Below are 23,744 nucleotides of genomic sequence, written 5' to 3' on the forward strand. Positions count from 1 at the left end.
ATCAAAACCACTGTATCGGACAAGTCTGCCCCGTGTCCGCTCGACCGCGTCAATCGCCACTTCAAGGCTCCCGCACCGAACATGCTGTGGTTATCCGATTTCACCTATGTCGCGACCTGGCAGGGCTTCGTTTACGTGGCCTTCGTGATCGATGCCTTCGCCCGACGTATCGTCGGTTGGCGGGCAAGCCGGACTGCCCATGCGGGCTTTGTGCTCGATGCTCTGGAGCAGGCACTTCATGATCGGCGGCCCGTCAAACGCGGCGGGCTGGTTCATCATTCCGACCGCGGTTCGCAATACGTGTCCATTCGCTATTCCGAGCGGCTGGCGGAGGCGGGCATCGAGCCGTCTGTCGGGAGCGTCGGTGATTCCTATGACAACGCTCTCGCCGAAACAATCAACGGTCTTTACAAGGCCGAGGTCATCCATCGGCGAGGACCATGGCGCAACTTCGAAGCCGTGGAGTTCGCCACGCTCGAATGGGTCGACTGGTTCAACAACCGACGGCTTCTGGAGCCAATCGGAAACATTCCGCCTGCCGAAGCCGAAGAGCGATACTACGCCATGCTGGACGCGCCAGCCATGGCCGCATAACTTAAACCAAACGGTCTCCGGTAAAGCCGGTGCGGTTCAGTATGCACGAAAAGTTGGCTCGTCTGAAACTCTGCAGCTTTCGCTTAATCTGCGTACCGATGAGATAAGCTTCGATGATTAGTGATGTTCCAATCGGTACACTCAGTATTTCGGAGCAGATTCTCAAGGATCAAGCCCCGTTTCGCGATCGCTATGATCTGGTGCTGGCGGCCGTGAGTTGGGAAAGTCGCTGCCATGGTTGCGCAAATCTACTGGCGGGTCGAGCCGACCAGACATTGATCATACATTTCGCCTCATCCGACGCTGAGATGGAAAAGCGCAAGAAACAACATCGCGAGACTATTAAAGTATCTCTTTCCGATGCCAAGTTTCTCGACCTCGACCGCTCATCCCAATTCACGGAAAACGCTAAGGCGCTTGAGGCGGAGATAACAAAAGCCGCTCGCATCAAGGGGCGAGCCTTGCGGGTCCTAATGGACATGACCTGCATTCCAAAACGGTATCTGCTATTTCTGATGGGCCTCGGATTTAGACGCGAGATGTTCTCCTCGATCGATATCGTCTATTCAGAGGCCGAAAAATACGAAATTGAGATTGCCCCTACCGATCTCTCAGCCCAGGAAAGTGCCTTGATATCCGAGGGTGAATGGACATCTGCACAGATCCCCTACCTGGAGGCGGACAATTATGTTCCGACAAAACGCGATCTCTATATTTCCGTGGGTGCAGAACTTACACAGGCGAGCCCGATTGTTGATCGTTTCGAACCCAACAAGCTTGTGTTATTCCACATTAAGGAAGGGCAGCACCGGCTGCCGTCTTCTGTGATTAATCGCGAAAAACCTGCCTTGGACCAGCTCAGTGCAGTTTCAGGGGTTCGACAAGAATATTTTGGCCTGCATGAGATTGCGGAGGTTGCCACAAGCGTACTGAAAAGCCGCACCGGAAGCACCACCTGTTTTGCAATTGGGCCGAAGACCCATGCCGTAGCATTCTGCCTCGCGGCTCTCGCAGATGACCAAATACAGGTTGTTTGCAGGACGCCTTCTGCCTATTTGGTGAACGAAGTGAAAGCATCCGGTACAACATATTTTTACCGAATTCACGATCGATTTGATCCTTACTCATTTTGGGACGAATGATGATGACCCTTGCTGGGGTTCCCACGTCTCTCGCAAGAACATGTGATCATAAAAAGACTCTGGATCTAAGCTGGCGTTGGCCTTGCAGGGCGCGAAGAATACATCCTGTTGATTTTCACTGAGAAGTGATGGTGTGGATACCCCCTGCCAACGGCATCTCAATGTGCCAAGGTGATGTTGGGTAACGTCACTTGAGAGGAGATATCCATGGGAGAGATTAGCATTATCGGTCTGGATCTTGCAAAGCAGGTTTTTCAGGTTCATGGCGCACGCGTTGACGGCAGCGTTGTTCTGCGTAAGAAACTAACACGCGGACAACTTTTAGCATTTTTTTCAAAGCTGCCACCGTGCATCGTCGCCATGAAAGCGTGTGCAACGGCCCATTACTGGGCACGCGAGATCGGTGAGTTTGGTCATGAGATCCGGCTGGTCCCACCCGCCTATGTAAAGCCCTTTGTGAAGCGGCAGAAAAATGACGTTGCTGATGCGGAGGCTATCGCTGAGGCTGCAACGCGTCCAACGATGCGCTTCGTCGAGCCTAAAACGCATGAACAGCAAGCACGCGCAATGGTCTTCCGGACACGCGAGTTATTTGTCCGTCAACGAACCCAAACGATAAATGCCTTACGGGCACATCTGGCTGAACACGGCCTTATCGCGCCGAAAGGTTTGTGGAATCTTTCAAGCATCCGGCAACTTATTGACCAGGCAGAAGACACGGTAGATGGGCTGATAGTGGAAACGGCACGCATTTACCTTGAGCAGATTGAGACATTTTCGACGCGGATTCTATCTCTCGAAGCTGTCCTAAAGAAAGAAGCCGCACGGTCTGACGCTTCATCGCGTATGATGACCATGCCCGGTCTAGGGCCTATCACGGCTATGGCCATTGAAGCATTCGCCCCCACGCTGTCACAGGATCGACAATCCGCCCTCGGAGCTATCTGGTGGTCAGCAGCAGCGCGTTGGCATTGCGCGTGCGGTGGCCATGGAACCCAAAATTCTGCTGCTTGATGAAATTACTTCCGCACTCGATCCCGAACTGGTTGGCGAAGTGCTTGATGTGGTGCGCCAACTGGCACAGGAAGGAATGACGATGCTGATGGTGACCCATGAAATCGCCTTTGCCCGCGATGCCAGCGACCGTATCGTTTTCATGGATGAAGGCCGTGTCGCGGCTGATGGACCACCTGCGGAGTTGATGATGCAGGCTAGCCGGAACGATCGCCTGAATAGCTTCCTGTCACGTTTCAGAAATTCTCATTTGAACTAGGACCTCCGTGTATGTCTCGCTATCGTCCTAATAATTTGCTTGAACGCGAACTCCCAGTCGCCCCCATGCCAATCGGCACGTTTCGAAATGTGCTTGAGGTCGGCAACTTGCTTTACATTTCCGGTCAGGGGCCGCTCGACAACAATGGTGTTCTGCACAAAGGCAAAGTCGGCCGCGATGTAAGCACACAAATCGCCAATACACATGCCCGCCTTGTTGGCCTAAATTTACTGGCCGTACTCAAAGCGCATCTAGGTGATCTTCAACGCGTGAAACGAATTGTAAAACTCCTCGGCTTCGTCAATGCTGTCGATGATTTTGAAGAGCATCCGCAAGTCATCAACGGCTGCTCCGATCTTCTGGTCGAGGCCTTTGGAGAGGACGGCGTGCATGCCCGATCCTCGATCGGCGTAGCCTCGCTGCCAAATAACATCACGGTCGAGGTGGAAGCGATCGTCGAAATCTTCCCGGAAGGACAAAGTGAAAGTCATGGCAATGGATAAGTCCATCCCCAGTCACCCATATCGCAATCAAACGATCCGCGAGCGCTTCGGCTTGCGACCGATCATCAATGTTTCCGGCACGATGACGGCGCTCGGCGCTTCGATCATCGTACCGGAAGCTATCCGGGCCATGACCGAAATCGCGCCGCAATTTGTCGAAATGGACGATCTGCACCGTACCGCAAGCACGGTCGTCGGGCGCCTGACCGGTGGCGAGGCGGGTTTCATTACCGCATCCTGCGCCAGCGGCATATCGCTGGCGCTTGCTGGCGCGATAACCGGTACGGACCTTCTGGCCATCGAACGGTTGCCCGACGTCGCACCCAACGCGAAGAACGAAATTATCGCTCAGCTTGGTCATCTGGTAAATTTCGGCGGCAATATCGATCAGTCGATCCGGCTTGCCGGGGGCAAGGTCATTCAGGCTGGTACGGTCAGTGTGACGCATGATTACCATGTCGCAAATGCAATCACGGAAAAGACGGCGGCAGCCCTCTATGTGGTCTCGCACCATACGGTGCAGTATGGCATGTTGTCTTTGGAACAATTTGCCGAAATCTGTCATGCGCAAGATGTGCCCGTTATCGTCGATGCAGCATCCGAATATGACTTGCAGCGTTTCCTGAAGGCGGGCGCCGACATCGTTATCTATAGCGGCCACAAATTTCTGGGCGGCCCGACAACCGGTATCGTGGCAGGTCGCAAGGATCTGGTGCGCGCAGCGTTCCTGCAAAATCGCGGTATTGGTCGCGGCATGAAGGTCGGCAAGGAAAGTATTGCCGGTGTAATCGCAGCGCTGGAAGCCTGGGAAAAACGCGATCATGCAGGCATCCGCAGGCGCGAGGAAGCGGCTTTGCAGCTCTGGCTCGAAACGCTCAGCGGTCACAAGGGGATCACGGTTCTTATCGTGCCCGACCCAACGGACAATCCACTCGACCGGCTCGAAATTCGCGTCGCCAGCGAATCTGGTTTTTCCGCAGCAGGTTTTGCCAAGGCGCTGTCGCTCGCTGAACCGCCTGTTATCGTGCGCAATCACGAGGTCGAGCGGGGTCATTTCTATCTCGATCCCTGCAACCTGCATGACGGCGAGGCCGAAATTGTCGCGGCGGCTCTGAAAAAGATCCTGTCAGACCCACGGCCCGACTATGCACTCGTACGTCCCGGAAAGAATAGCCTGTCAGCCCTTATCTGGCCGGATTAAACAACTTTATCCGCGCAGGTCCTCCGACCGTTTGAACGTGAAGTAGAAGTTGTAGTCGAGTTTCGCGCCGTAGAAATCCTGCGTCGGCTACACAACATGTGCGCTGGCAAGGTTGGAATGTCACACTGCCATTGTTGGGCGTGGCGGCCGGTCAGGGCAACCCTCATTGTGATTCTGTGAGCCGCAAAAGTGGCAACACGCGTTAACGTGAGACAGAGGAAGGTCCGAGAAGAACCACGGTCCCGCGGTATCCAACCCTCGTCTCAATGCCGCCACGTCCTGCAATAGGTAGCAGGTAGTCCAAAGGCGCTCAAACGCGAGAGGAGATTTTATGAATTTACGCCGTAGCAAAAAGGCGGAGCCATACTTTCGTTTCTAGCGACAACAAGTTCACCGCCGCCGGATAGAAATCGGGCGGCGGCCCGTTCAGGCTGCATAATCGGGTTGCGTGCGGTCAAGACGACGCCGGATGCTCCTGAGATGAGCATTTGCGCCGGCCAGACCGGTGCGACGAAACTGCCGATATGTTTCTTCTGCGACCTCGGTCGGAACCTCGATCAGCGGCCTGCCGGTCGATTCGGCCATGACCTGTAACTCGCAGGCCCGTTCAAGATAATAAAGGTCATCCCAAGCTTCGGCGATCGTGTTACCGACAACCATCACGCCATGATTGCGCATGAATACGATTTCGGCATCCCCGAGGCTGGCGGCAATACGGTCACCCTCCGTCATATCCAGCGCCAGACCATTATAGGCTTCATCGACGAGCGTGCGACCATAAAAACGCAGCGCATTCTGGCCCGCCCATTTCAGCGGCTGCCCCTCAACGATGCTGAGCGCCGTCGCATAGGGCATGTGCGTATGCAGGGCAACGCGCGCGCGCGGCACCAACTTGTGTATGCGGCTATGGATGAAGAACGCCGTGTCTTCCGGCGTTCCGTCACCCTCGAGCACGTTGCCTTCGAAATCGCAGACCAACAGGTCCGATGCCCTGATTTCGGAAAACGCTAAGCCGAACGGATTTACTAGAAAAAGTTCGTTGCTACCCGGTGCAACGACCGAAAAATGGTTGCAAATGCCTTCGGACAATCCGATATCCGCCGCCGCACGAAAACAGGCCGCCAAATCTTGTTTGGCCGTCGTTAGTGCTTCCTTATCCAGATTAAAATTTTTATTCATGATTTCACCTGATCATCCACTTGTGCCACATTAACGACGGGCAAACCAACCACAACTCCCTTGCGCAAAACCTCTTCACTCCACGGCTTGCGTGCAAAAACCTCGTCCACCATCGGCTCAAAGAAGCTTAACGGTTCCGTTTCATAACCAGGATCGAAAGACGATTGATCCCACCGTTCACAGAAATCCGCGCATGTCTGGAAATATATACTGTCCCGATAAGCATCCCGAACATTCGGGTCCCAGTCCAAATGATGACCATAATAGATCATCTGGAAAGAGCCATGATGCTCGACCGTCCATGAGCATTCTTCACGCACGAACGGACGGATGATCTCCGCCGAAAAACGGTCATGGTTCATCGGCGCCAAAGCATCACCGATATCGTGCAGAAGAGCGGAAACGATCCAGTCGATATCGGCACCTTCGCGGTAGGCACGGGTGGCCGCCTGTAGCGCATGATCAAGGCGGGTGATCTTGTAGCCTGGCAGCGTATCGTCTTCCAGCTTGGCCAGTTCGGTCAGAAGTCGCTTGGGCGCGTGACTTGCATATTCAAGCTCCAGCTTGCGTAACATCTGATATTCTTCGCGCGTGCCATCCTTCATTTGGGTAAAATTCACAACGTCCATTATTGGGCTCCTTCCCGTTCATTATGTGTATGATTGCTCAATGCCGAGCCAGTTTTTCCTCAAGCCAGCCGATCCGCATTTCCGGAATGGACCCGAGAAGAGATTGTGTGTAGGGGTGTTGCGGATTTGCGAAGATGGTTCCCGCGTCTCCACTTTCCACGATGCTGCCATTTTTCATCACGGCGACATCGTGCGACATGGCTCGTATGGAACTGAAATCATGCGAGATGAAGATATAGGCTATCGATCTCTTCTTCTGTAAATCGAGCAACAGCTTGATGATGTTTTCTGCCACAAGCTGGTCCAGCGCGGACGTGACCTCATCGAGCACGATGCATTCGGGATCGGCTGCCAATGCCCGCGCCAAACAGACGCGCTGCTTCTGGCCACCTGACAGTTGCGACGGAAACCGGTCCATGAGCGCACGGGGCAATTCGACGAGATCGAAAACCTCGCCTGCCTTTTCTTCAATGTCCTGAGACCGATACTGCCCGAAACGCTCCAGTTGGTGGCGAATGATATCGCCGACCTTTCGTCGCGGATTAAGCGCCGTATCGGGTGTTTGATGAACAAGCTGGACCTTGCGCAACAATTCCGGGCCGCGCTTTTTATAGCTGGCCGGGATAAGCTTTTCGTCGAACCGGATGTCACCCGAGGTCGTGGTTATTAGCCCCATGATGGCGCGACCGAGCGTCGTCTTGCCCGAACCGGATTCTCCGACGATCCCCAGTGTTTGCCCGCGCCTGACGGCAATGCTGACATCCCGCACGGCAGCAATTTTTCCGTAATGCACATTGACGTTTTTCAGCGTGAGGCAGGCGGAACCTTGTTTTGCCTCGCGTTCCGGCTGTCGGATATTTTTTACCGCCCAAAGTGTACGTGTATAATCCTTGCGCGGCGAACGCATGATTTCATCCGTGGTGCCTTCTTCGACGACTTCACCATGCCGCAGAACGATGATGCGATCCGCCATCTGCGCCACGACCGCGAGATCATGGGAAATATAAAGAGCGGCCGTCCTGAGACGTTTGACCGTATCCTTGACCGCGACCAGAAAATCGACCTGTGTCGTCACATCAAGAGCCGTGGTCGGCTCGTCGAAAACCAGCATTTCCGGCTCGCCCATCAATGCCATTGCGGTCATTGCGCGCTGGAGCTGGCCTCCAGACACCTGATGAGGATATTTACGACCGAAGGTTTCAGGCATCGGCAATCGCAGTGCGCGGAAGAGATTTTGTGCCTTCTCCTCGGCGGAACCGGCGCTGCCTTCAGCACGAACCATCGTACCCTCAACGACCTGGTGCATCAGCCGGTGCGCCGGATTGAAGGCCGCCGCCGCCGACTGTGCAACATAGGCGCCGATCGGACCCCAGACCTGACGCAGACCCGGCCCCGTCATATCGGTCAGTTCCAGACCTTTCAACCTGATGGAACCCGCATCGATGGAGCACCCGGCGCGCGTATACCCCAGCGCTGCCAGTCCGAGCGTCGATTTTCCCGCACCCGATTCACCGACGAGGCCAAGAATCTCCCCGCTTTTGAGTGTCAGGTGAATGTCTTTCAGGACCATATTGCTCACATCACCACGCCTGGCCGACATATGCAGGTTTTCAATCTCAAGAAGAGGCGTACGTTCGTCCATCGTCACATCAGTCATCGGACAGGCCTCCCGAAGCACCCACGGCCCAATCCATCACGATGTTGACTGAAATGGCGAGCAGCGCGATCGCAAATGCCGGCAGGAGCGGTGTGATTTCACCATACGTAATTAGAGTCGCATTTTCACGCACCATGGATCCCCAGTCCGCCGTTGGAGGCTGGACGCCGAGCCCAAGAAAAGAAAGGGCGCTCACCAGCAGGAATACCAGGCAGAAACGCAGGCCAAATTCAGCGACGATGATCGACTTCATATTGGGCAGGACTTCGCGCAACATGATCCATATTTCGCTTTCACCCTGAATGCGCGCAGCTTCGATATAGTCCAACGCGACGATATCTGCCGCCGACACACGCATCAGTCGTGCAACTTTGAGAGATTCGAGAAACCCGATGATGCAAATTAGGATCGGAATTGACGATCCGAAAACCGCAATTAATATCAGCGCGAAGATCAATTGTGGAATTGCCAGAAACGTATCGAGCACACGGGAGATCAACTGATCGACCAACCGCCCCTGACACGCGCTGAATATGCCGACCATGGTACCCAGCGAGATCGACAGAACCGTTGTCGCCAATGCAATTCCAATGGAATTGCGCGCGCCATAAATCAGGCGCGACAGAAAATCCCTGCCCAATTGATCGGTACCGAGCAGAAACTGGCTTGACCATGCTTCGTATTGATCGCCAACGATTTCACTTTCGCCATAGGGCGCGAGCAGCGGTGCGAACAGGAATACGATAAAATAGGCAATGATGACGACCCCGGCGATGCGCGGAATCAATGGCATCCGACCAAAGCTTTTGAGGCAGGTCGCCATGGTCGATCTCATTCTGGCTAAACCACCATTCGGCAGAGCGTCGGGAACATGAAATTCTGTCATGGCAAATCCCTAGCGCGGATGTAGCAGACGCGGATTCGAGGCAACCGCAATCACGTCCGCGAGCAGATTGAAACTGACATAGGAAAACGAAAAGATCAGCGCGCAGGCCTGCACGACGGGAATATCCCGCTTGGTGACCGAATCCACCATCAACTGGCCGACGCCGGGATAAACGAAGACGACTTCAACGACCACGGCGCCCACCACGAGATAAGCCATATTCAAGGCGACGACGGCGGCAATCGGACCCCATGCATTCGGCAGTGCATGCGTGAGAATGATCCGCAGATTGGACAGGCCTTTAAGACGGGCCGACTCGATAAACGGCGCAGACAGGATTGGCAGCACCGATGCCCGCGTCATTCTGGCCATATGGCCGGTGATCGGTACGAACAGGGTCAAGGCTGGAAGAAAACAGCGGTTGACACGATCCAGCAGACCCATATCGGCAGTGACATAGGACATGGCGTGGAACATGGGAAAATAGATCGAGAGAACCACCACCAGAATATAGGCGACTAGAAATTCCGGAATGGACACAGCCGAAATCGAAATGACGGTGATCAGGCGATCGATGACACCATTTCGGAAAATCACAGCGACAATACCGAGCGTCACGGCCACGGGGATTGCGAACACCGCCGTCAGGCTGGCCAGAAACATCGTGTTGAACAGGCGGTCCTGCAACATCGAGGCTACACTTCGTGACGCATCGACGGTCAGCGACCCCATAGCCGAATAGGAATAGCCGAGATCGCCTGAAAAGACTCCGACAATCCATCGAAAATAGCGAATCCACAGGGGCTGATCCGTGCCTAGCATTTTCTGAAATGCGGCAACTGTTTCGGCGGTGGCGGATTGACCCAATACGCTGATTGCAAAGTCGCCTGGCAGCATGGAAACGCAAAGGAAGATGAGCACGGATACTGCGATCATCGTCGCAATACCCGACACCATCCGCTGTGCGAGAATGAACAGAAGTTGCATGGACTTCGACTTTCATGGATGGCTTCGAGTTACGTTCAAAAGTTCTAGAGCGCAGCGCATTCGGACAGCTGGACGATGCGCTCAAGACACTTTAGTTAAGCCTCGCTTTCAACGGTCGTCGAGCGTTCCATGGTTCATGCAAACCACCAGCGTTCCGCAATGCGGAAGCCATCATGCTCCCAGTGAGGCGCTACCACGCCATGCGCGAGTTTGTTGTCATAGGCACTGACGAAGTTGTTGAACACAACCACGATATTCCCGCCATCATCATGCACCAGTTGCTGCATTTCAGCGTACATGGCAGCACGTTTCGTCTCGTCTGTTTCCGAACGCGCCGTAACCAAGAGCTCGTTGAAACGAGGATTTTTCCACTTCGTTTCATTCCAAGGAGCATCGGCGGCGGCTCCCGTCGTGAACATGGCATCCACGGTGGGGCGACCACTCCAGAAAGATGCAAACCACGGACGCTTCATCCAGACATTGTCGAAATAGCCGTCAGCGGGTTCACGCACGACCTCTATGTTAATGTTGGCTTTGGCTGCGCTTTCCTTGTAGAGCAATGCTGCATCAACGGCCCCGAGAAATGCGGCATCAGACGCATGAAGCTGAACAGAAAGCGAATCCAGACCCGCTTTCTTCAAATATTCCTTTGCTTTTTCAGGGTCATAACTATGGATCGGCTTCGGATCGACGGAGAACTTGACCGACGGTGCGATCGGATTGTCATTCCCTAGAAGAGCGTGGCCGACAAAAACCTTTTTGAGAATTTCTTCACGATCCATAGCGAGTTTCAACGCCATGCGGACATTCTCGTTGTCGAATGGCGCAATCGTGACATTCATCGGGAATGTATAGTGACCGAGACCAGTGTTTTCGAGAATCGAAATCGACTTGTTACGCTTCAATAAGGATAGAGTCTTCAGATCCGGGCTGGCAATATAGTTGACCTCGCCGGAAAGCAGCGCGGCAACCCGGGCCGCGGGATCAAGGATGGGCAGAAACTCGACCTTATCGAAATGCGGCAATCCTGGCTTGTGATAATGGGGATTGCGCTTGCCGACCACCGATATGCCTGGACGAAAACTTTCCAGACTGAAGGGTCCCGTACCGATGCCTTTGGTCCAGTCGATGCTCCCATCCTCGGCTGCGGGCATAATGACGAAATGCTGATCTGCTACGACATAGGGGAAATCCAGATTTGCCTGCTTCAGCTTGACAGTCATTTTGCTGTCGCCGCCATCGGCTATGGCCTCGACGGGTTCCAACAGGGATTTGACGGCCGAACGGGAATCCGGCTTGCTGTGAAATTGAATGGATGAAATGACGTCGTGCACAGTTAGCGGCTTGCCATTGTGAAAAGTCACGCCGTCACGCAGCTTGAAATGCCACGTCTTGCCCCCGTCGGGCGTTTCAAAGGTCTCCGCCAGATCTCCAATCGCATTGCCTTTGGGATCGACTTCGACCAACCCGTTGAAAATCGTACCATAGAATGCCGTTTGTCCGAATGTGTCGGCCCAGCTACCCGGATCAAGCGTGTCGGTTGACGCGCCATTCGAAAGAGCGAAACGTGCGAAACCACCGCTTTTGGGCTCGTCAGCATAAGATTTGCTCATGAAAGACAACGGAACTGCTGTACTGGCGACTGTGGCGGCGGCGGTCGTGAGAAAAGTGCGACGGTTCCATGCGCCAACGATCGCATGTGATGCATTATTTTCCGTTTTTGTCATAATACCCTCTGTGGTTGTGCCTACATTTTTATGTCTTTTTATCGCTTACCATGGGCTGCAATGGTCAAATCATGGCAATCGATAGAAAATATCGCCGCAATCCACTTGGATTCAAAGAGATTTCTATTAATACTTAATATGACAAAAAATAATATTAGGATGCGAAAATGCGTCTGCCCAAAATTGAATTGCTCCTGACGTTTCGGGCTGTCGCGGAGCAATCGAGCTTCACACGCGCCGCCACGTTGCTTAACCAGTCTCAATCGGCGGTCAGCCACCAGATACGCAAGCTGGAGGAGGAATTAGGTGTGCAGCTATTTACGCGGTCGGCGCATTCCGTGAATCTGACGATTTCTGGGACAGCCCTCTTGTCGCGAATACTGGAGCCCCTCGCGAATTTAGAACATGCCTGCCAGGCAGTCTCGAACCGCGAAAAATCCTCGCGCCTTTCCGTTGAACTAGAACCGGCATTCGCCGCTCACTGGCTGATCGAGCGCCTTCCACAATTCACTGAAAAACATCTCGATATGCAACTCGATATGCATCTTTCCACGCACCGCTTTGAGTTTCCCAGCCACGTGGAATTTGCAGTAAAATGGGGAACTGGAAACTGGTCCGGATGTGAAGCGAGGAAATTGCTTGAACTACACATGACACCAATGTGCTCGGCGGCGTTCCATGCCAAATTCTCCCCCTTCAATGCCAGTTCTTTCAAAAGTCTTCGTTTACTGCACGACCGGGACTTTCAGTTCTGGTCGCTATGGTTTGAAAAAGCCAATATCGAGCGACCGGCTTTCAGCAATGATTATATATTCGACGACATGAACGTCGTCACCGCCACGGCAATGAACGGTACTGGGATGATGCTTGGAATTATCGAGTTTAGTGAACAGGCATTACAATCCGGTGCGCTTATCGCACCGTTTCGGGAAATCGCCATATCACCGCCGCAAGCTTATTATATAGTCAGCAGAAAAGAAGGCAAGCTGACCAATCATGCGCGAGGCATGAGGCAGTGGTTGCTGGATATTGTCGGCCATGGATAATCTCCCCGATAACGACCTTCGACTTGCCGGCCCCATATCCCAACCACATTAGGGAAACGGTTCAGAGGCAACAAAGCGGCCCCTCGTGGAGGTAGCCGAGCCGAAAGACGCGATAAACCTCACTCGATAACGTGCGCCTCTTCATCCTCGTTGCCAGCCCCACCCGCGACAGCCCTGCTCAGCAAGTCAGCGTCCTCCAGCGCCTCGGTGTTCGGCAGGTCACGCAACGTCTTCATGCCGAAGACCGAAAGAAAATGTCTCGATGTCACGTATGTATAAGGCGCACCCGGCGTGGGACTGCGCGGACCGGAGGCCAGCAGCCCGGCATCACGCAGGCTGGCAATGGTATCCCGACTGACTGTTTTGCCGAACAGATTGGATAGAGCACTGCGGGTAACGGGTTGCATATAGGCAATCGCCGCTAAAACCGCTGTTTCATGGTCTGACAGGGTTGCTGCTGATGCTGCCCGTGTTGGCGTCGCAGCAATATGGATTGTTTCAGCAAAACGTGTCCGTGTACGATGCTGCCAACCACCGGCAACGGCAACCAGTTCATAGGGCCGATCGCGCAATTCCTCAATCAGATCATCTATCAACAGATCAATGCTGCACTCCTTGCCAACAACGCGTGCCAGCGTTTCACGGCTAACCGGTTCGCTGGCGGCAAAAATCACCGCTTCTACACGCAGCATCCATTCGCACCAGCGTAACTCAGGCGGCAGGTCGTCCAACTCACGATCAAAGAGGCGTTCACCTCCCGATTTGTCGCCCCGGGTATTTTTTTTGATACTGTGGCGTGGTTTGCCTGTTCCGCTCATCCCGATGCCCTCATAGCCCATAGAGGCGAAACGATGTGCGGCCTGACAATTCACGCACCGCCCCGAACCCTTCAAGCCGCTCAAACAAGCGTGTGCTGGCCCATCTGGAAAGGCCAGTACCCGAGGCCGAAGCGAGCATGGCATCTTCATTGAGCAGGCGTTGTATCAAGGGCTCTACGCCTTTGGTGCGGATTTTGGGGGCGACGGCCAAAAGCGTATCGGCCCGGCGCGCAATGGTTTTGGCATCACGCAAGGCGGCAACCGCGCTATCAACCAGAGCCCAACACAAGGCAGAGGCAAATTGCGGGTCAGACGGCATCACCCGTCCCCTGCCCTCCGGTGTTCTAAAAGCTCCGCCATAGCGTTCGCTAAGCAAAAGCGGCACCGGCTTTGGCCATTGCAATAATTTGGCCAGGACTGCATCGGCCAACAGCCAGGCCAACAATTCCGCATCGGGACATTCTCTCACAATCGCCGTTATCAAGGCCGCAGCCGCAAACGGAGCCGGACGCTGCAACTGCAAAACATCATCGATCAAATCAGGAATGATGGTCAATCGATCATCCCAACCAATCCCGATGCCCTCACAAAGCGCGCGTACCGCTTTGCCAGAAACGTTCAACTGACGTGTCGCAAAGCGCTTTGTTGTCACAAACAGTTTTCCGGCTGGACCGGGATCGTCGCCGGGTGCCGTCAGTAAAAGCGCGTCGCGTAAGGCGCTCTCATCCTCGCTCCGGCCCAGCATCCGCATGGCAACGGCAGCGCATTTTAACGCCTGTCGCTCGCGCCAGCAGCCAATCCAGACCGGATCCGCACGCACCAGATCATCGAGCATTTTCAAAGTGATGCCGGCAGCAAAAGCCGCCTCTGCGTCTGATCCGGAACGGCGACCAGCCTGCGCCCAACCGGGCAGTTGCGCCGACCAGGAAGGCGGCAAAGCGAGGGGGATTGAGAGCCTGTTCATGGCCACGAGCATAAATCAGATGTGCAGTTTATGCCAGAGTATTTATGCATTACCGCACGGCTTGTCGTCATACAAAAATGTCCAATAATGTTGCATTATCGGATGTAATGCTCATTATAGAGAAATGGCCCAAATCATCGAGCAGAACAGCAAAATTCACGTCGAGGAGACCTCAGCGCCGTCTCTCAGCACAGCCTCCGGCGGTGATGTTTCCGCGCCGGAGGTGTCGGGCGACAGCCCCCTCCCCTCTCTCGCCGTTCAGGACCAGACGCCCGCCCATCTCGCAAGCCTTGCTGATCGCGCCCGGGGTTATGTCGAAGCCGCCAGCTCCGCCAATACCCGCAAGGCTTACGCTTCGGACTGGAAGCATTTTGCCGCTTGGTGTCGGCGGTCCAATCTGGCTCCGCTCCCGCCACACCCGCAAACCGTCGGGCTCTACATCACCGCCTGCGCTTCCGGCACAGCTGAACGGGGCGCCAAGGCCAACTCCGTCTCAACCATCGAACGACGACTCTCCTCGCTATCCTGGAATTATGCCCAGCGCGCGCTCTCGCTTGATCGTAAAGACAGGCACATCGCCACCGTTATGGCCGGGATCCGCAACAGCCATGCCAGGCCGCCGGTGCAGAAGGAGGCGGTCATGGCCGAAGATATCATCGCCATGGTCGAGACGCTCGACCGCGGTTCGCTGCGCGGCCTGCGCGATCGTGCCATGTTGCTCATCGGTTTTGCCGGCGGCCTCCGTCGTTCCGAAATTGTCGGCCTCGATCTAAAGGCAGACCAGACTGAGGACGGCCGAGGCTGGATTGAGATCCTCGACAAGGGCATGCTTGTCACCCTGCGCGGCAAGACTGGGTGGCGAGAGGTCGAGGTGGGTCGTGGCTCGTCTGATGCGACGTGTCCAGTCGCCGCGATCGAGACCTGGATCAAGTTCGCCAAGCTGGCCCATGGCCCCCTCTTTCGCCGCGTCACGGGGCAAGGGAAGGCTGTTGGCTCGGAGCGTCTGAACGACAAAGAGGTGGCGCGGCTTGTGAAGCGGGCCGCAATGGCCGCAGGCGTTCGCGGCGATCTCAGCGAGATCGAGCGCGCCTTCAAGTTCTCCGGTCATTCCCTTCGCGCTGGCCTTGCCTCCTCGGCCGAGGTCGACGAACGCTACGTCCAAAAACAGCTTGGCCATGCTTCCGCGGAGATGACCCGCAGATATCAGAGACGACGTGATCGGTTCCGCGTGAATTTGACCAAGGCTTCAGGGCTTTAGCTGGCCCCCTCCCCTCCTCCGCGTGAAATTGTAAGGGGAGATTTTGATGTCGGAATTCTCGCTTAGCGTTTCAATTGAAATCGGGAGCTAAAAACCACAACTGGCGCGGGCCAGCGGCTCGAGCAAGGTCCGAAGAGGCAAATCGGCGAGATCGTAACGCATTGAATTTATGGTAAACAAATTCTCAAACGGACACCAGAGAATATTTAATGTCTGGCACTGGTGATATCTTTGGGTTGAGGGTTTAACATCCGATAAGTATAGGTTATCGAAGCTTATTGATTTGACGCCGCAAATCAGCGAAAGTCAGGGCAAAGCAGCCATTTAATAGGAGAAACCAACCCGCAAGAGCCTATTCAGAGCGATGTGTTTGCTGATGACGCGCGCTACGGGCAAGCGCCACAAAGCGGTCTCGGATCTCGGCAAAGAGCGCCGGTGGTAGCGGGCCGTAGTAACCGGTATCGGCATCGACAGATCGCAGATCCGGTCCCGGCCACACAAAGCGATTGCTTTCGCTGAGCACGATCCAGGAACGCTCATCGTCCAGTCCGAGGCGGCGTTTGGTAGCAGCGGGAATTTCAATTGCCTGGTCAACCCGTTGCGGTGGCGTGTGGGTGACCGGCAAAACCCTGACAACCGGCGATCCGCCTTCCAGTGTCGTCGTGATAGCCAATACGAGAACAGGACGATCCTTGTCGCCTTCTTCCCGCCCCTGCTCGAACTGCCAGTGCCACAAATACGAGTATCTGAAAATCCAACCGACCTTGGGCTCACTCGGAATCATGCTATTTTTCGTTCAGTTCACGATCGAGATGCTCAAGGCCTGCTTCCATCGAGGCGGCTTCAACGGCCGCGAGATCGTCTTCGGTGAGCGTAGCGGTCAATTCGACGCGACGCTCGCGCCGCATCAAACGCAGATAATCCTCGTAAGCGAGCAGAACGGTGCGCGGGCGACCGTTTTTGGTAATGATCACCGGGTCGCGCACGGCAGCGTCCTGGTAAGCGCCAAAATTCTTGGAAATGGCTGCGGCTGTTACTGTGGATGTCATGATCAACCTCCGTTTTCCGTAATATACGGAATTTCCGTGTTTTCCGCAAGTTTTTAAATCGAGAAGCATCGTGCAATGACCAGACCAGACCGCTTGTCTTCGAATGTCCAGAGCCGGGCAGAACAACTCGATACGATTGCCGCCGTTTTGCCGATGAACCGGCGCGACATGCTGGCCGGCATTTTGACCGATGAGGATGTCGAGACACTGCGCCATCTGGTCAATGAAGGCATGGGTGAAAACACGCTGCGCGCGCTGACCTCGGATCTGGCCTATCTTGAAGCCTGGTCGATGGCCGTAACCGGTAGCCCGCTCCCCTTCCCGGCGCCGGAAGCCCTGTTGCTGAAATTCATCGCCCATCATTTATGGCGGCCACAGCAACGCGAGATCGAACCCGACCACGGCATGCCGTCCGCTGTGGAAGAGGAATTGCGCCAACAAGGCTTTTTGCGTGTGTCCGGACCGCATGCGCCAGCAACGGTGCGCCGGCGTCTGGCCAACTGGTCGACGCTGACCCGCTGGCGCGGTCTGGAGGGTGCGTTTTCATCGCCTTCCGTCAAATCGGCCATCCGGCTTGCGGTACGCGCCCTGAACCGGCCGCGCAACCGCAAGAGTGCCAATACCATTACCGGCGATATTCTGGGCAAGCTGCTGGCAACCTGTTCCGGCGAGGATCTCGCCGCGCTCCGCGACCGGGCTATCCTGATGGTGGCCTTTGCCTCTGGCGGGCGCCGGCGCAGCGAAGTTGCCAGCTTGCGCGTAGAACAGCTTGTCAAACAGCCCCCTGTCACCGATGAGGACGGTTCCCCCCTCCCCTCGCTCGGCATCCATCTTGGTCGCACCAAAACCAGTGGTACCGATCAGGACGAAACCGTCTATCTGACCGGCCGTCCTGTCGAAGCCCTCACCCGCTGGCTGGAAGCAGCAAAAATCGACAAGGGCAGCGTGTTTCGAAAAGTTGATCGATGGGGCAATGTTTCAACGCGCGCGCTGGAACCAAGTGCCATCAACGCGATCGTCAAGAAGCGCGCTGAGATGGCTGGCCTCGACGCGAGAGAATTCTCGGCACACGGCTTACGTTCAGGCTATCTCACAGAAGCCGCTAATCGTGGCATTCCGCTCCCCGAAGCGATGGAACAATCACGCCATCGCTCCGTGCAGCAGGCGTCCGATTATTACAACAATGCCAAACGGCGTAGCGGACGAGCATCGCGGCTGCTTTAGTAGTCCGGAACAGACATATATCGAGAAGCCGGTGTGCTAAGGTACCGCCGTAAGCCTCATCATCTCAATGACGTCCCCATTCAACGAGCTTCCATAATCTTGGTGTGATCGGACTTAGTTAACCGGTCAAGCCATCTGGTGTCGGGTGTCTGATTTTCAATTGCAGTAAAGAACACCTGCATCTGACATGTTATAATAAGTGGTGTCGCAAATGCACGCATCATCGCCCCTGCTGCGATAATCAAGTACATCATTATGATGCCGCTAGAAATCGAAAGCCCCTGAAAATAGACAACCACGATCGATACGGCCAGCGCAGCTCCATAGAAAAGAACGGAAAGGAGCAGGTGGATGATCGTCAAGGCGAAAGCGTTGCTCATCAAGGCTTTGATATTCCGCGCGTAATGGGCCGCGCCTTCACGAGCGGCATCCTGAGGCGCTTTTTCGTGAGCTCGCAGGATGTAGGCAAGGACAAGTTCATCGGCCAGTCCGAAGACAATACTGAAATACGATTGCACGATATGGCCCAGGCTTGATCCGCTGCTACCAAAGCTGCTGAAGCCACGAGTGACGAAGCGGGAGACGACACCAATGAGGGATTTTATTGCCTGACCCACGGCGAAGAGCGTCATGCTAGCCAGAATATGCTGGCGAACAATAGCAACGCCTGTTTCCAGCTGTCGGGATGGCTCTATGACCGAGCCGTGTATCAACTCCGCGAGAATGGCGATATGCGCTGCCTTCAGCAGATAGAACACGTATTCCTGCAGGATATAAGCGATAGACATGAACACAGACAAGCCCACGAGTGCACCAACAAATCCACTCGTATATGCCGCATTCTCGCCAGAGGGCGCACCAATAAGAAAGCCCACCCAAGCACACGTTGCAATGGTCGCCAGGGCAATGGTGGCCGATGTCATGCTTATTATGAAGCGCAGCAAAATGAAGGGCCAGGTTTGCAAAACCAATCTGACCCCATGTCCAGAATGAAAGCTCCACATGGAAGGTTCTATCTGAGCTTCAACTCGACCCGGCGGTTCTGTGATTTTCCATCTTCCGTATCGTTGGATGCGATTGGTTCGCCCAGCCCCTTGCCTGAGGATGTCAAGCGGCTTCTTTCCATATCGAAATCTTCGACCAGAGCACGCACCACCGAGGCCGCGCGTCGTCTCGACAAGTCGAGGTTGTAGTCGCGTCCGCCATCGGAATCCGTATGACCAACGATTTCAAGTTTTATCGACGCATCCTCGCGCATCATCATCGCGATCTCGTGTATCTGGTCGCGTGAGTTCGGCAACAGAATGTCGCTGTTTACGTCGAAGAGCAGATTATTGAGCGATACGGATTTGTTCTTCTTCAATTCCGATGCGAGCAACGATGCACCCGTGATCGATGGTGCGTCGCCGGTTATGATGCTCTTGGTGATGGCCATGACGCCCTTGGCTGGTGTGTCGGCAAGCGAAACAGCGACATGCACGGTATTGATCCCACCATCCTCGCGCGTCAGATAGGTATAGCGTGCGCCGCCGGTTTGGAAATAGTTGCGTACGATACTCATATTGTTCTTGTCCAGCGCTGGCATATTGCCAGGCTTGTCCAGCAGAAGTCCCAGCGATACGCCGGGTTCTGATCTTCCATTTGTGAAACAGGTGCCTTTTTCCGTCGCGCACGAGAAAGCGATCGTAAAACCCTCTTCTTTTGCCTTTGCCTCGAATTCACGCTGGATCTGTAGGGCGCTTATACCGGGATTGAACCGGTAATATGCATAGACGACCTTGCCCTCGACAAGCTTCCAGTTCTCTCCTTTGGTTGCTTCACCGGACAAATCCGAAACCGGACCGGTAATGAGCCATGTTTCATCATAATCGACTATGCGCGGAGAATTGGCTTCTTCGCTTGCGATATTGAAAAAGTCCAGCACGCCTGGAACGTCCTTGACGTATTCCGGCCCGCAATAAGCCTTTCCCGATATGCCGATGAGCATGATAGCGATGATGATCCGTTTCATGTCAGTTCTTCCGCAAAAGTAAGGTTCCACGAAGCGTTAGAGATACGGCGACAGGCACTGGCGACGCGGTCCACGGTTGGGCTGGAAGCTGTTGTCGGCCATCCTGTAGGAACGATACTGGCCAAAGCACCATTGAATATGCTCATTGTTGTAATAGGGTGGATCGGCATAGACCGGCTGCGGTTGTGGCGCGGTCATGCTGCCGATCAAGGTTCCTGCGCTGAACGCCGCGAGCGGATACCACCAGCCGTCCGAGTGACGACGATAGCCGGGACGGGGTTTACGGTAGCGGTCATGACCGTTGTAATGGTTCGGCATAGGCGTCGGTTTGCGAGCAATATCCGGGTATTGCTTGTGCGGCGGCTGGATTTGATTTCCAGCCCATTGTCCCGGTTTGACAGGAGGCTGGCGATGTTTCGGCGGAAGGAGCGGTTTGACGGTTTGAACTCTCGGTTTGCCCACATGAGGCCTGATATAGCGCGGTTGATCCTGAGTGAACTTCGGCATTTCGTGTCGGCAGGCGTTCGGTCCTGCCGGTGTACAATGTCGCTGCAGATTAATCTGCTGTGCCTGGGAAAAATCGATATCTGCCAGAAAACCGGTTGCAAAACCTGCCACTATCAGCAGGCCAGTCATGTTCATCCGTCCCATGAATATCCCCCATTCTTGATTTGCTGTTGAAATGTGGCACGCTCGCAAACAAAGGACATCCACCAAATGGTGGAGACGATGCTATATTCTTTTGCATTGGGTTCGGGGTACACCTGGGGAGGTGGGGCGCGAATGATTTCGCAGGAAAGACTGTCGGCGTTGATTGGTGAGATTTACGATTGCGCCATCGACGCCGCTCTATGGCCCCAAACCATGGAAAGCATCTGCCGGGAACTCGATCTGAGGACGGGTGTGATAAGTGTTATCTCACTGGAGGACGGACAGCCACTGCTTTCAGCCACAACCGGATTTGAGGAGCAATGGCTCGACAAAGTTTCCTTTTATGGCGAAGAACTGGTGGATATGTGGGGCGGGGAAGAAGTCATCAGTTCCCTGCCCATCGATGAGCCGGCGGTTTTGTCACGCGTCAACCCTGACGCCATCGCGCCGCAGTCCAGCCATCCCTTTCATATCGAATTCAATCAGCCGCAAGGTTTTGTCGATGCGATTGCGGTTGGCCTGACACGTGATCATTTGTCAGTGGGATCGATCGGCTTCAACCGCCATGAAGATCATGGCCTTGTCGGACCGCGTGAGATCGAGATCATTCGTCTGCTGTTACCGCATCTGCAAAGGGCCGCGACCATCGGTCGTGTCCTGGAAAAGCATGCTACTGCTGTTACGGGGTTCCGGTCGGTTCTTGACAGTCTGGTACAGCCGATCGTTCTGGTAGGTGCTGATCTGACAGTCAGTTATGAAAATGAGGCTGCCGTTCGACTGGCTGATCGCGACGGTCATTATTGTATACACGATGGACGGTTGGTGCTCACCGCACCATCGGCGCAAAAGGCGCTCGAATTCGCCATTCGCGGAAGCCGGGCACCGGCTGGCGATCCTTTCGGCATACCACTGGGCAGCGATGGAAATCTGCGCAGTCTGCATGTGCTGCCGCTAGAAAAGGGGACGAACCAGCGTGGTGAGAGCGCCGATTACGCGCTTTTGCTCACGCCTCTGACCGTTTCGGCTGAAGACGCGGGAAAAGCTGTGGCCGCGCTCTTCGGCCTTACGGACGCTGAGCGCCGAATATTCGAGGCAATCGCAGATGGTCTGACGGTAAACGAAACAGCCGCAAGGTTTGCGATCGGTACCAGCACCGTCCGGACGCATCTGTTGCGCATATATGATAAGACGGGATTGCATCGTCAGGCTGAACTGATCCTGCTCGCTCGGCAGTATACGCCAACGCTAGCCGGTAGAGATTTCTAGGTTCAAAAGCCCGGAATTGAAGGAGACTACCCTACGAGGCCAGTTTGATAATCACCCTTGGATCGAGCAGTCGCCATCATTGCGGGAGTGCCATATTGCGCTGCAGACAAATGACGCAGAGAAGGCTGTCGCCGGAGACAGTGGCCTTCCCTTCTGACGGCACTCTTCTTGGAGGAGCCATAATCAGCAGTTTGGGCGATGTAGAAACCCTCCATCTGGCCTGATCGTCCTTACTTTCATTCAGTGCGTCATTGGAATGAGAGGTCCCCATTTTTGACCACCCATCAATACCAGGCGGCGCAGTGCTTCAAAGCCTTGAAATCACGTAATCTGCCGTCAAAATGTTTTGGCGCCTGGCAATTGAGATCACTTGCTGCAATCCTAGTCCTTTCATGAGACACGTATTATGACAGAGCATCACCGGGAGGTTGCCACGCTAAACGTTATCGACAGCCGCCTCGTCAACGTTTTCTTCGACAAAGCGACATTGTCGGAAGCCAATTCCTTGCCAGATACAACTTCGCGTCTGATCGATGGGCGTCGTCGTAAGCAGGGCGGATTATGGGTCGGGGGCAAGTGCCAGCTGACAGCGACTGCTTTGAGTTTCCGCCCGAACGACATGAACCGGGCATTACACGCCCGTCCTGACGAATTGAATGTTGAAGTACCGTTGGAGGACATCATCGGGATTTCAGTCGAGCGAAGATTGATTACAGATACCATAACCGTTCGACTTTCCACTGGGGTTCTGAAAATCCGGTGTTTCAAGGCCAAATCCTTCGCCGCATCGATCGAGGCAACACGGCTCGCTATGCGTTAATTGCTTCGATAACGATGGCCAGTTTGTCTTGCAGAACTGACCTGTCTTTATCCAACTTATCAAGATCGAAACCGCTGCATTGGCTATTTATAGAAAGCCTGGATTCAGTTCATACCAACGCTAGCGCCTTCATCTCGAAGCCGTTCCGTTCTTTGGCCGGATTCTCCCGAACGGATCCATAACCTTGAGCCGCTTTCCGGGCATGCCTCGATACTCGTCAATCAACGTTCGTCCTTGGCTATTTTCCGTGGTTACGCAAAAACCACGCAACACACCCTGCCCCGAATAACGCGCCGTCAATTGTCGAAACTCCGCGACATCAATTCCGTGTCGCGTACAAAGACGCGGTAGCCCCTCCTTATACAGCTTTATGGCGTCGCCCAAGGATTCACTGACTTTACTGCCAGACGTTTTTCCAGTGAGAAAATTGATTTCGATATAGCCCTCCGGCGAAGCTGCAGCCTCACCATATATGTCCATCGAATAGACCCCAACCAGCAACCCCACACCAGACCCCACCGAGTCTGCAACATTGTGCCCTATGGATCGCAAGATACCAAATTTGGCCATGTTACCCTTTCGGAAATTCATGCAAGTTTAACGACACCTGTTGTGGAATTGCAGCTGCCTCAGAGACCTCATCGGCCATTGCGTTTTACCGCCTGCATTCCGCCTCCCAACTCAGGTTCGGTCTCAATTTGTTCCCTTCGAACGGCACCACGGATATTATGCGATACCGAGAGAAGCGGATACGCAATCCTCTCCTTTGGATGCACTCAATTGAGTTTGCAAGTGGGAACGAACGCCGTGTTATAGTCATTATTCATTTTGCGTGCTTTTTCCGTCCGACGAGAAAAAA

At 54.5% G+C, this 23,744-nt stretch carries 24 protein-coding genes and 1 pseudogene; 11 read left to right on the top strand and 14 right to left on the bottom strand.

Annotation, left to right across the window (positions count from 1 at the left end):
* The 6 genes and pseudogenes from HWD97_RS21485 to HWD97_RS21510 form a co-directional block, all read left to right on the top strand.
* Positions 1-594: IS3 family transposase (locus HWD97_RS21485; RefSeq protein ID WP_371835552.1), on the top strand; the 594-nt coding region annotated here is incomplete at its 5' end.
* A 113-nt stretch (positions 595-707) separates the two neighbouring features.
* The gene (locus tag HWD97_RS21490; RefSeq protein ID WP_371835553.1) at positions 708-1,736 is read left to right on the top strand and encodes a hypothetical protein; all 1,029 of its coding nucleotides are present in this window, start codon (positions 708-710) and stop codon (positions 1,734-1,736) included.
* A 207-nt stretch (positions 1,737-1,943) separates the two neighbouring features.
* The gene (locus HWD97_RS21495) at positions 1,944-2,750 is read left to right on the top strand and encodes an IS110 family transposase (RefSeq protein WP_371835554.1); all 807 of its coding nucleotides are present in this window, start codon (positions 1,944-1,946) and stop codon (positions 2,748-2,750) included.
* A pseudogene (locus tag HWD97_RS21500) lies at positions 2,650-3,009 on the top strand (ATP-binding cassette domain-containing protein); the annotation flags it as partial. The gene HWD97_RS21495 and the pseudogene HWD97_RS21500, both read left to right, overlap by 101 nt.
* An 11-nt stretch (positions 3,010-3,020) precedes the next feature.
* Positions 3,021-3,512: a RidA family protein gene (locus HWD97_RS21505; protein ID WP_371835555.1), complete on the top strand. Its 492-nt coding sequence runs from the start codon at positions 3,021-3,023 to the stop codon at positions 3,510-3,512.
* Positions 3,505-4,713: an aminotransferase class V-fold PLP-dependent enzyme gene (locus tag HWD97_RS21510; RefSeq protein ID WP_371835568.1), complete on the top strand. Its 1,209-nt coding sequence runs from the start codon at positions 3,505-3,507 to the stop codon at positions 4,711-4,713. Before HWD97_RS21505 ends, HWD97_RS21510 begins: the two co-directional genes overlap by 8 nt.
* A 426-nt stretch (positions 4,714-5,139) precedes the next feature.
* On the opposite strand, the gene HWD97_RS21515 is transcribed toward HWD97_RS21510, so the two are convergent.
* The 6 genes from HWD97_RS21515 to HWD97_RS21540 form a co-directional block, all read right to left on the bottom strand.
* The gene (locus tag HWD97_RS21515) at positions 5,140-5,892 is read right to left on the bottom strand and encodes an aldolase (protein WP_371835556.1); all 753 of its coding nucleotides are present in this window, start codon (positions 5,890-5,892) and stop codon (positions 5,140-5,142) included.
* A complete protein-coding gene (locus HWD97_RS21520; protein ID WP_371835557.1) occupies positions 5,889-6,521 on the bottom strand; it encodes an HD domain-containing protein in 633 nt (210 codons plus the stop codon). Before HWD97_RS21520 ends, HWD97_RS21515 begins: the two co-directional genes overlap by 4 nt.
* A gap of 37 nt (positions 6,522-6,558) precedes the next feature.
* Positions 6,559-8,178 carry an ABC transporter ATP-binding protein gene (locus tag HWD97_RS21525; protein WP_371835558.1) on the bottom strand — a complete coding sequence of 540 codons (1,620 nt, stop codon included), beginning with the start codon at positions 8,176-8,178 and terminating at the stop codon, positions 6,559-6,561.
* Positions 8,171-9,064 (bottom strand): ABC transporter permease, encoded by an 894-nt coding sequence (locus tag HWD97_RS21530; RefSeq protein WP_371835559.1) that lies wholly within the window; start codon positions 9,062-9,064, stop codon positions 8,171-8,173. The genes HWD97_RS21525 and HWD97_RS21530 overlap by 8 nt, the downstream gene beginning before the upstream one ends.
* A 9-nt stretch (positions 9,065-9,073) precedes the next feature.
* Positions 9,074-10,051, bottom strand: coding sequence for an ABC transporter permease (locus HWD97_RS21535; protein WP_371835560.1), 978 nt, complete (start codon positions 10,049-10,051; stop codon positions 9,074-9,076).
* Between the two features lie 134 nt (positions 10,052-10,185).
* Positions 10,186-11,778, bottom strand: a complete 1,593-nt coding sequence (locus HWD97_RS21540) for an ABC transporter substrate-binding protein (protein WP_371835561.1) — start codon at positions 11,776-11,778, stop codon at positions 10,186-10,188.
* A gap of 167 nt (positions 11,779-11,945) precedes the next feature.
* On the opposite strand from HWD97_RS21540, the gene HWD97_RS21545 reads away from it, so the two are divergent.
* On the top strand, positions 11,946-12,824 hold the full coding sequence (locus tag HWD97_RS21545; RefSeq protein WP_371835562.1) for a LysR family transcriptional regulator: 879 nt from the start codon (positions 11,946-11,948) through the stop codon (positions 12,822-12,824).
* Between the two features lie 119 nt (positions 12,825-12,943).
* Here HWD97_RS21545 and HWD97_RS21550 read toward each other — a convergent pair whose 3' ends face one another.
* On the bottom strand, positions 12,944-13,642 hold the full coding sequence (locus HWD97_RS21550) for an SMC-Scp complex subunit ScpB (protein WP_371835563.1): 699 nt from the start codon (positions 13,640-13,642) through the stop codon (positions 12,944-12,946).
* A 10-nt stretch (positions 13,643-13,652) separates the two neighbouring features.
* A complete protein-coding gene (locus HWD97_RS21555; protein WP_371835564.1) occupies positions 13,653-14,606 on the bottom strand; it encodes a DUF1403 family protein in 954 nt (317 codons plus the stop codon).
* A gap of 124 nt (positions 14,607-14,730) precedes the next feature.
* On the opposite strand from HWD97_RS21555, the gene HWD97_RS21560 reads away from it, so the two are divergent.
* Entirely contained in the window at positions 14,731-15,864 is a 1,134-nt protein-coding gene (locus HWD97_RS21560) for a site-specific integrase (RefSeq protein ID WP_371835565.1), read from the top strand.
* Positions 15,865-16,216: 352 nt separating this feature from the next.
* On the opposite strand, the gene HWD97_RS21565 is transcribed toward HWD97_RS21560, so the two are convergent.
* Positions 16,217-16,648, bottom strand: a complete 432-nt coding sequence (locus tag HWD97_RS21565) for a plasmid maintenance toxin (PemK-like) (RefSeq protein ID WP_371835566.1) — start codon at positions 16,646-16,648, stop codon at positions 16,217-16,219.
* Position 16,649: 1 nt separating this feature from the next.
* Positions 16,650-16,913 carry a type II toxin-antitoxin system Phd/YefM family antitoxin gene (locus HWD97_RS21570; protein ID WP_024899766.1) on the bottom strand — a complete coding sequence of 88 codons (264 nt, stop codon included), beginning with the start codon at positions 16,911-16,913 and terminating at the stop codon, positions 16,650-16,652.
* Positions 16,914-16,988: 75 nt separating this feature from the next.
* On the opposite strand from HWD97_RS21570, the gene HWD97_RS21575 reads away from it, so the two are divergent.
* Positions 16,989-18,137 carry a site-specific integrase gene (locus HWD97_RS21575; RefSeq protein ID WP_371835567.1) on the top strand — a complete coding sequence of 383 codons (1,149 nt, stop codon included), beginning with the start codon at positions 16,989-16,991 and terminating at the stop codon, positions 18,135-18,137.
* Between the two features lie 80 nt (positions 18,138-18,217).
* On the opposite strand, the gene HWD97_RS21580 is transcribed toward HWD97_RS21575, so the two are convergent.
* From HWD97_RS21580 to HWD97_RS21590, 3 genes are read right to left on the bottom strand one after another with little or no spacing between them, the layout of a single operon-like run.
* On the bottom strand, positions 18,218-19,108 hold the full coding sequence (locus HWD97_RS21580) for a hypothetical protein (RefSeq protein ID WP_176038647.1): 891 nt from the start codon (positions 19,106-19,108) through the stop codon (positions 18,218-18,220).
* 41 nt (positions 19,109-19,149) lie between these two features.
* Positions 19,150-20,148: an OmpA family protein gene (locus tag HWD97_RS21585; RefSeq protein WP_151664121.1), complete on the bottom strand. Its 999-nt coding sequence runs from the start codon at positions 20,146-20,148 to the stop codon at positions 19,150-19,152.
* A 36-nt stretch (positions 20,149-20,184) separates the two neighbouring features.
* The gene (locus tag HWD97_RS21590; protein ID WP_235918662.1) at positions 20,185-20,799 is read right to left on the bottom strand and encodes a BA14K family protein; all 615 of its coding nucleotides are present in this window, start codon (positions 20,797-20,799) and stop codon (positions 20,185-20,187) included.
* Between the two features lie 132 nt (positions 20,800-20,931).
* Between HWD97_RS21590 and HWD97_RS21595 the strand changes: the two genes are divergently transcribed.
* The gene (locus tag HWD97_RS21595; protein ID WP_192800261.1) at positions 20,932-22,065 is read left to right on the top strand and encodes a helix-turn-helix transcriptional regulator; all 1,134 of its coding nucleotides are present in this window, start codon (positions 20,932-20,934) and stop codon (positions 22,063-22,065) included.
* A 406-nt stretch (positions 22,066-22,471) separates the two neighbouring features.
* A complete protein-coding gene (locus tag HWD97_RS21600; protein WP_151664123.1) occupies positions 22,472-22,885 on the top strand; it encodes a hypothetical protein in 414 nt (137 codons plus the stop codon).
* 129 nt (positions 22,886-23,014) lie between these two features.
* Here the strand turns inward: HWD97_RS21600 and HWD97_RS21605 are convergent, their stop codons facing one another.
* Entirely contained in the window at positions 23,015-23,455 is a 441-nt protein-coding gene (locus HWD97_RS21605) for a hypothetical protein (RefSeq protein ID WP_151664124.1), read from the bottom strand.
* Positions 23,456-23,744 lie beyond the last annotated feature (289 nt).

This window comes from Ochrobactrum sp. C6C9 (genome assembly GCF_022627935.1).
In the GTDB taxonomy this organism is placed as follows: domain Bacteria; phylum Pseudomonadota; class Alphaproteobacteria; order Rhizobiales; family Rhizobiaceae; genus Brucella; species Brucella teleogrylli.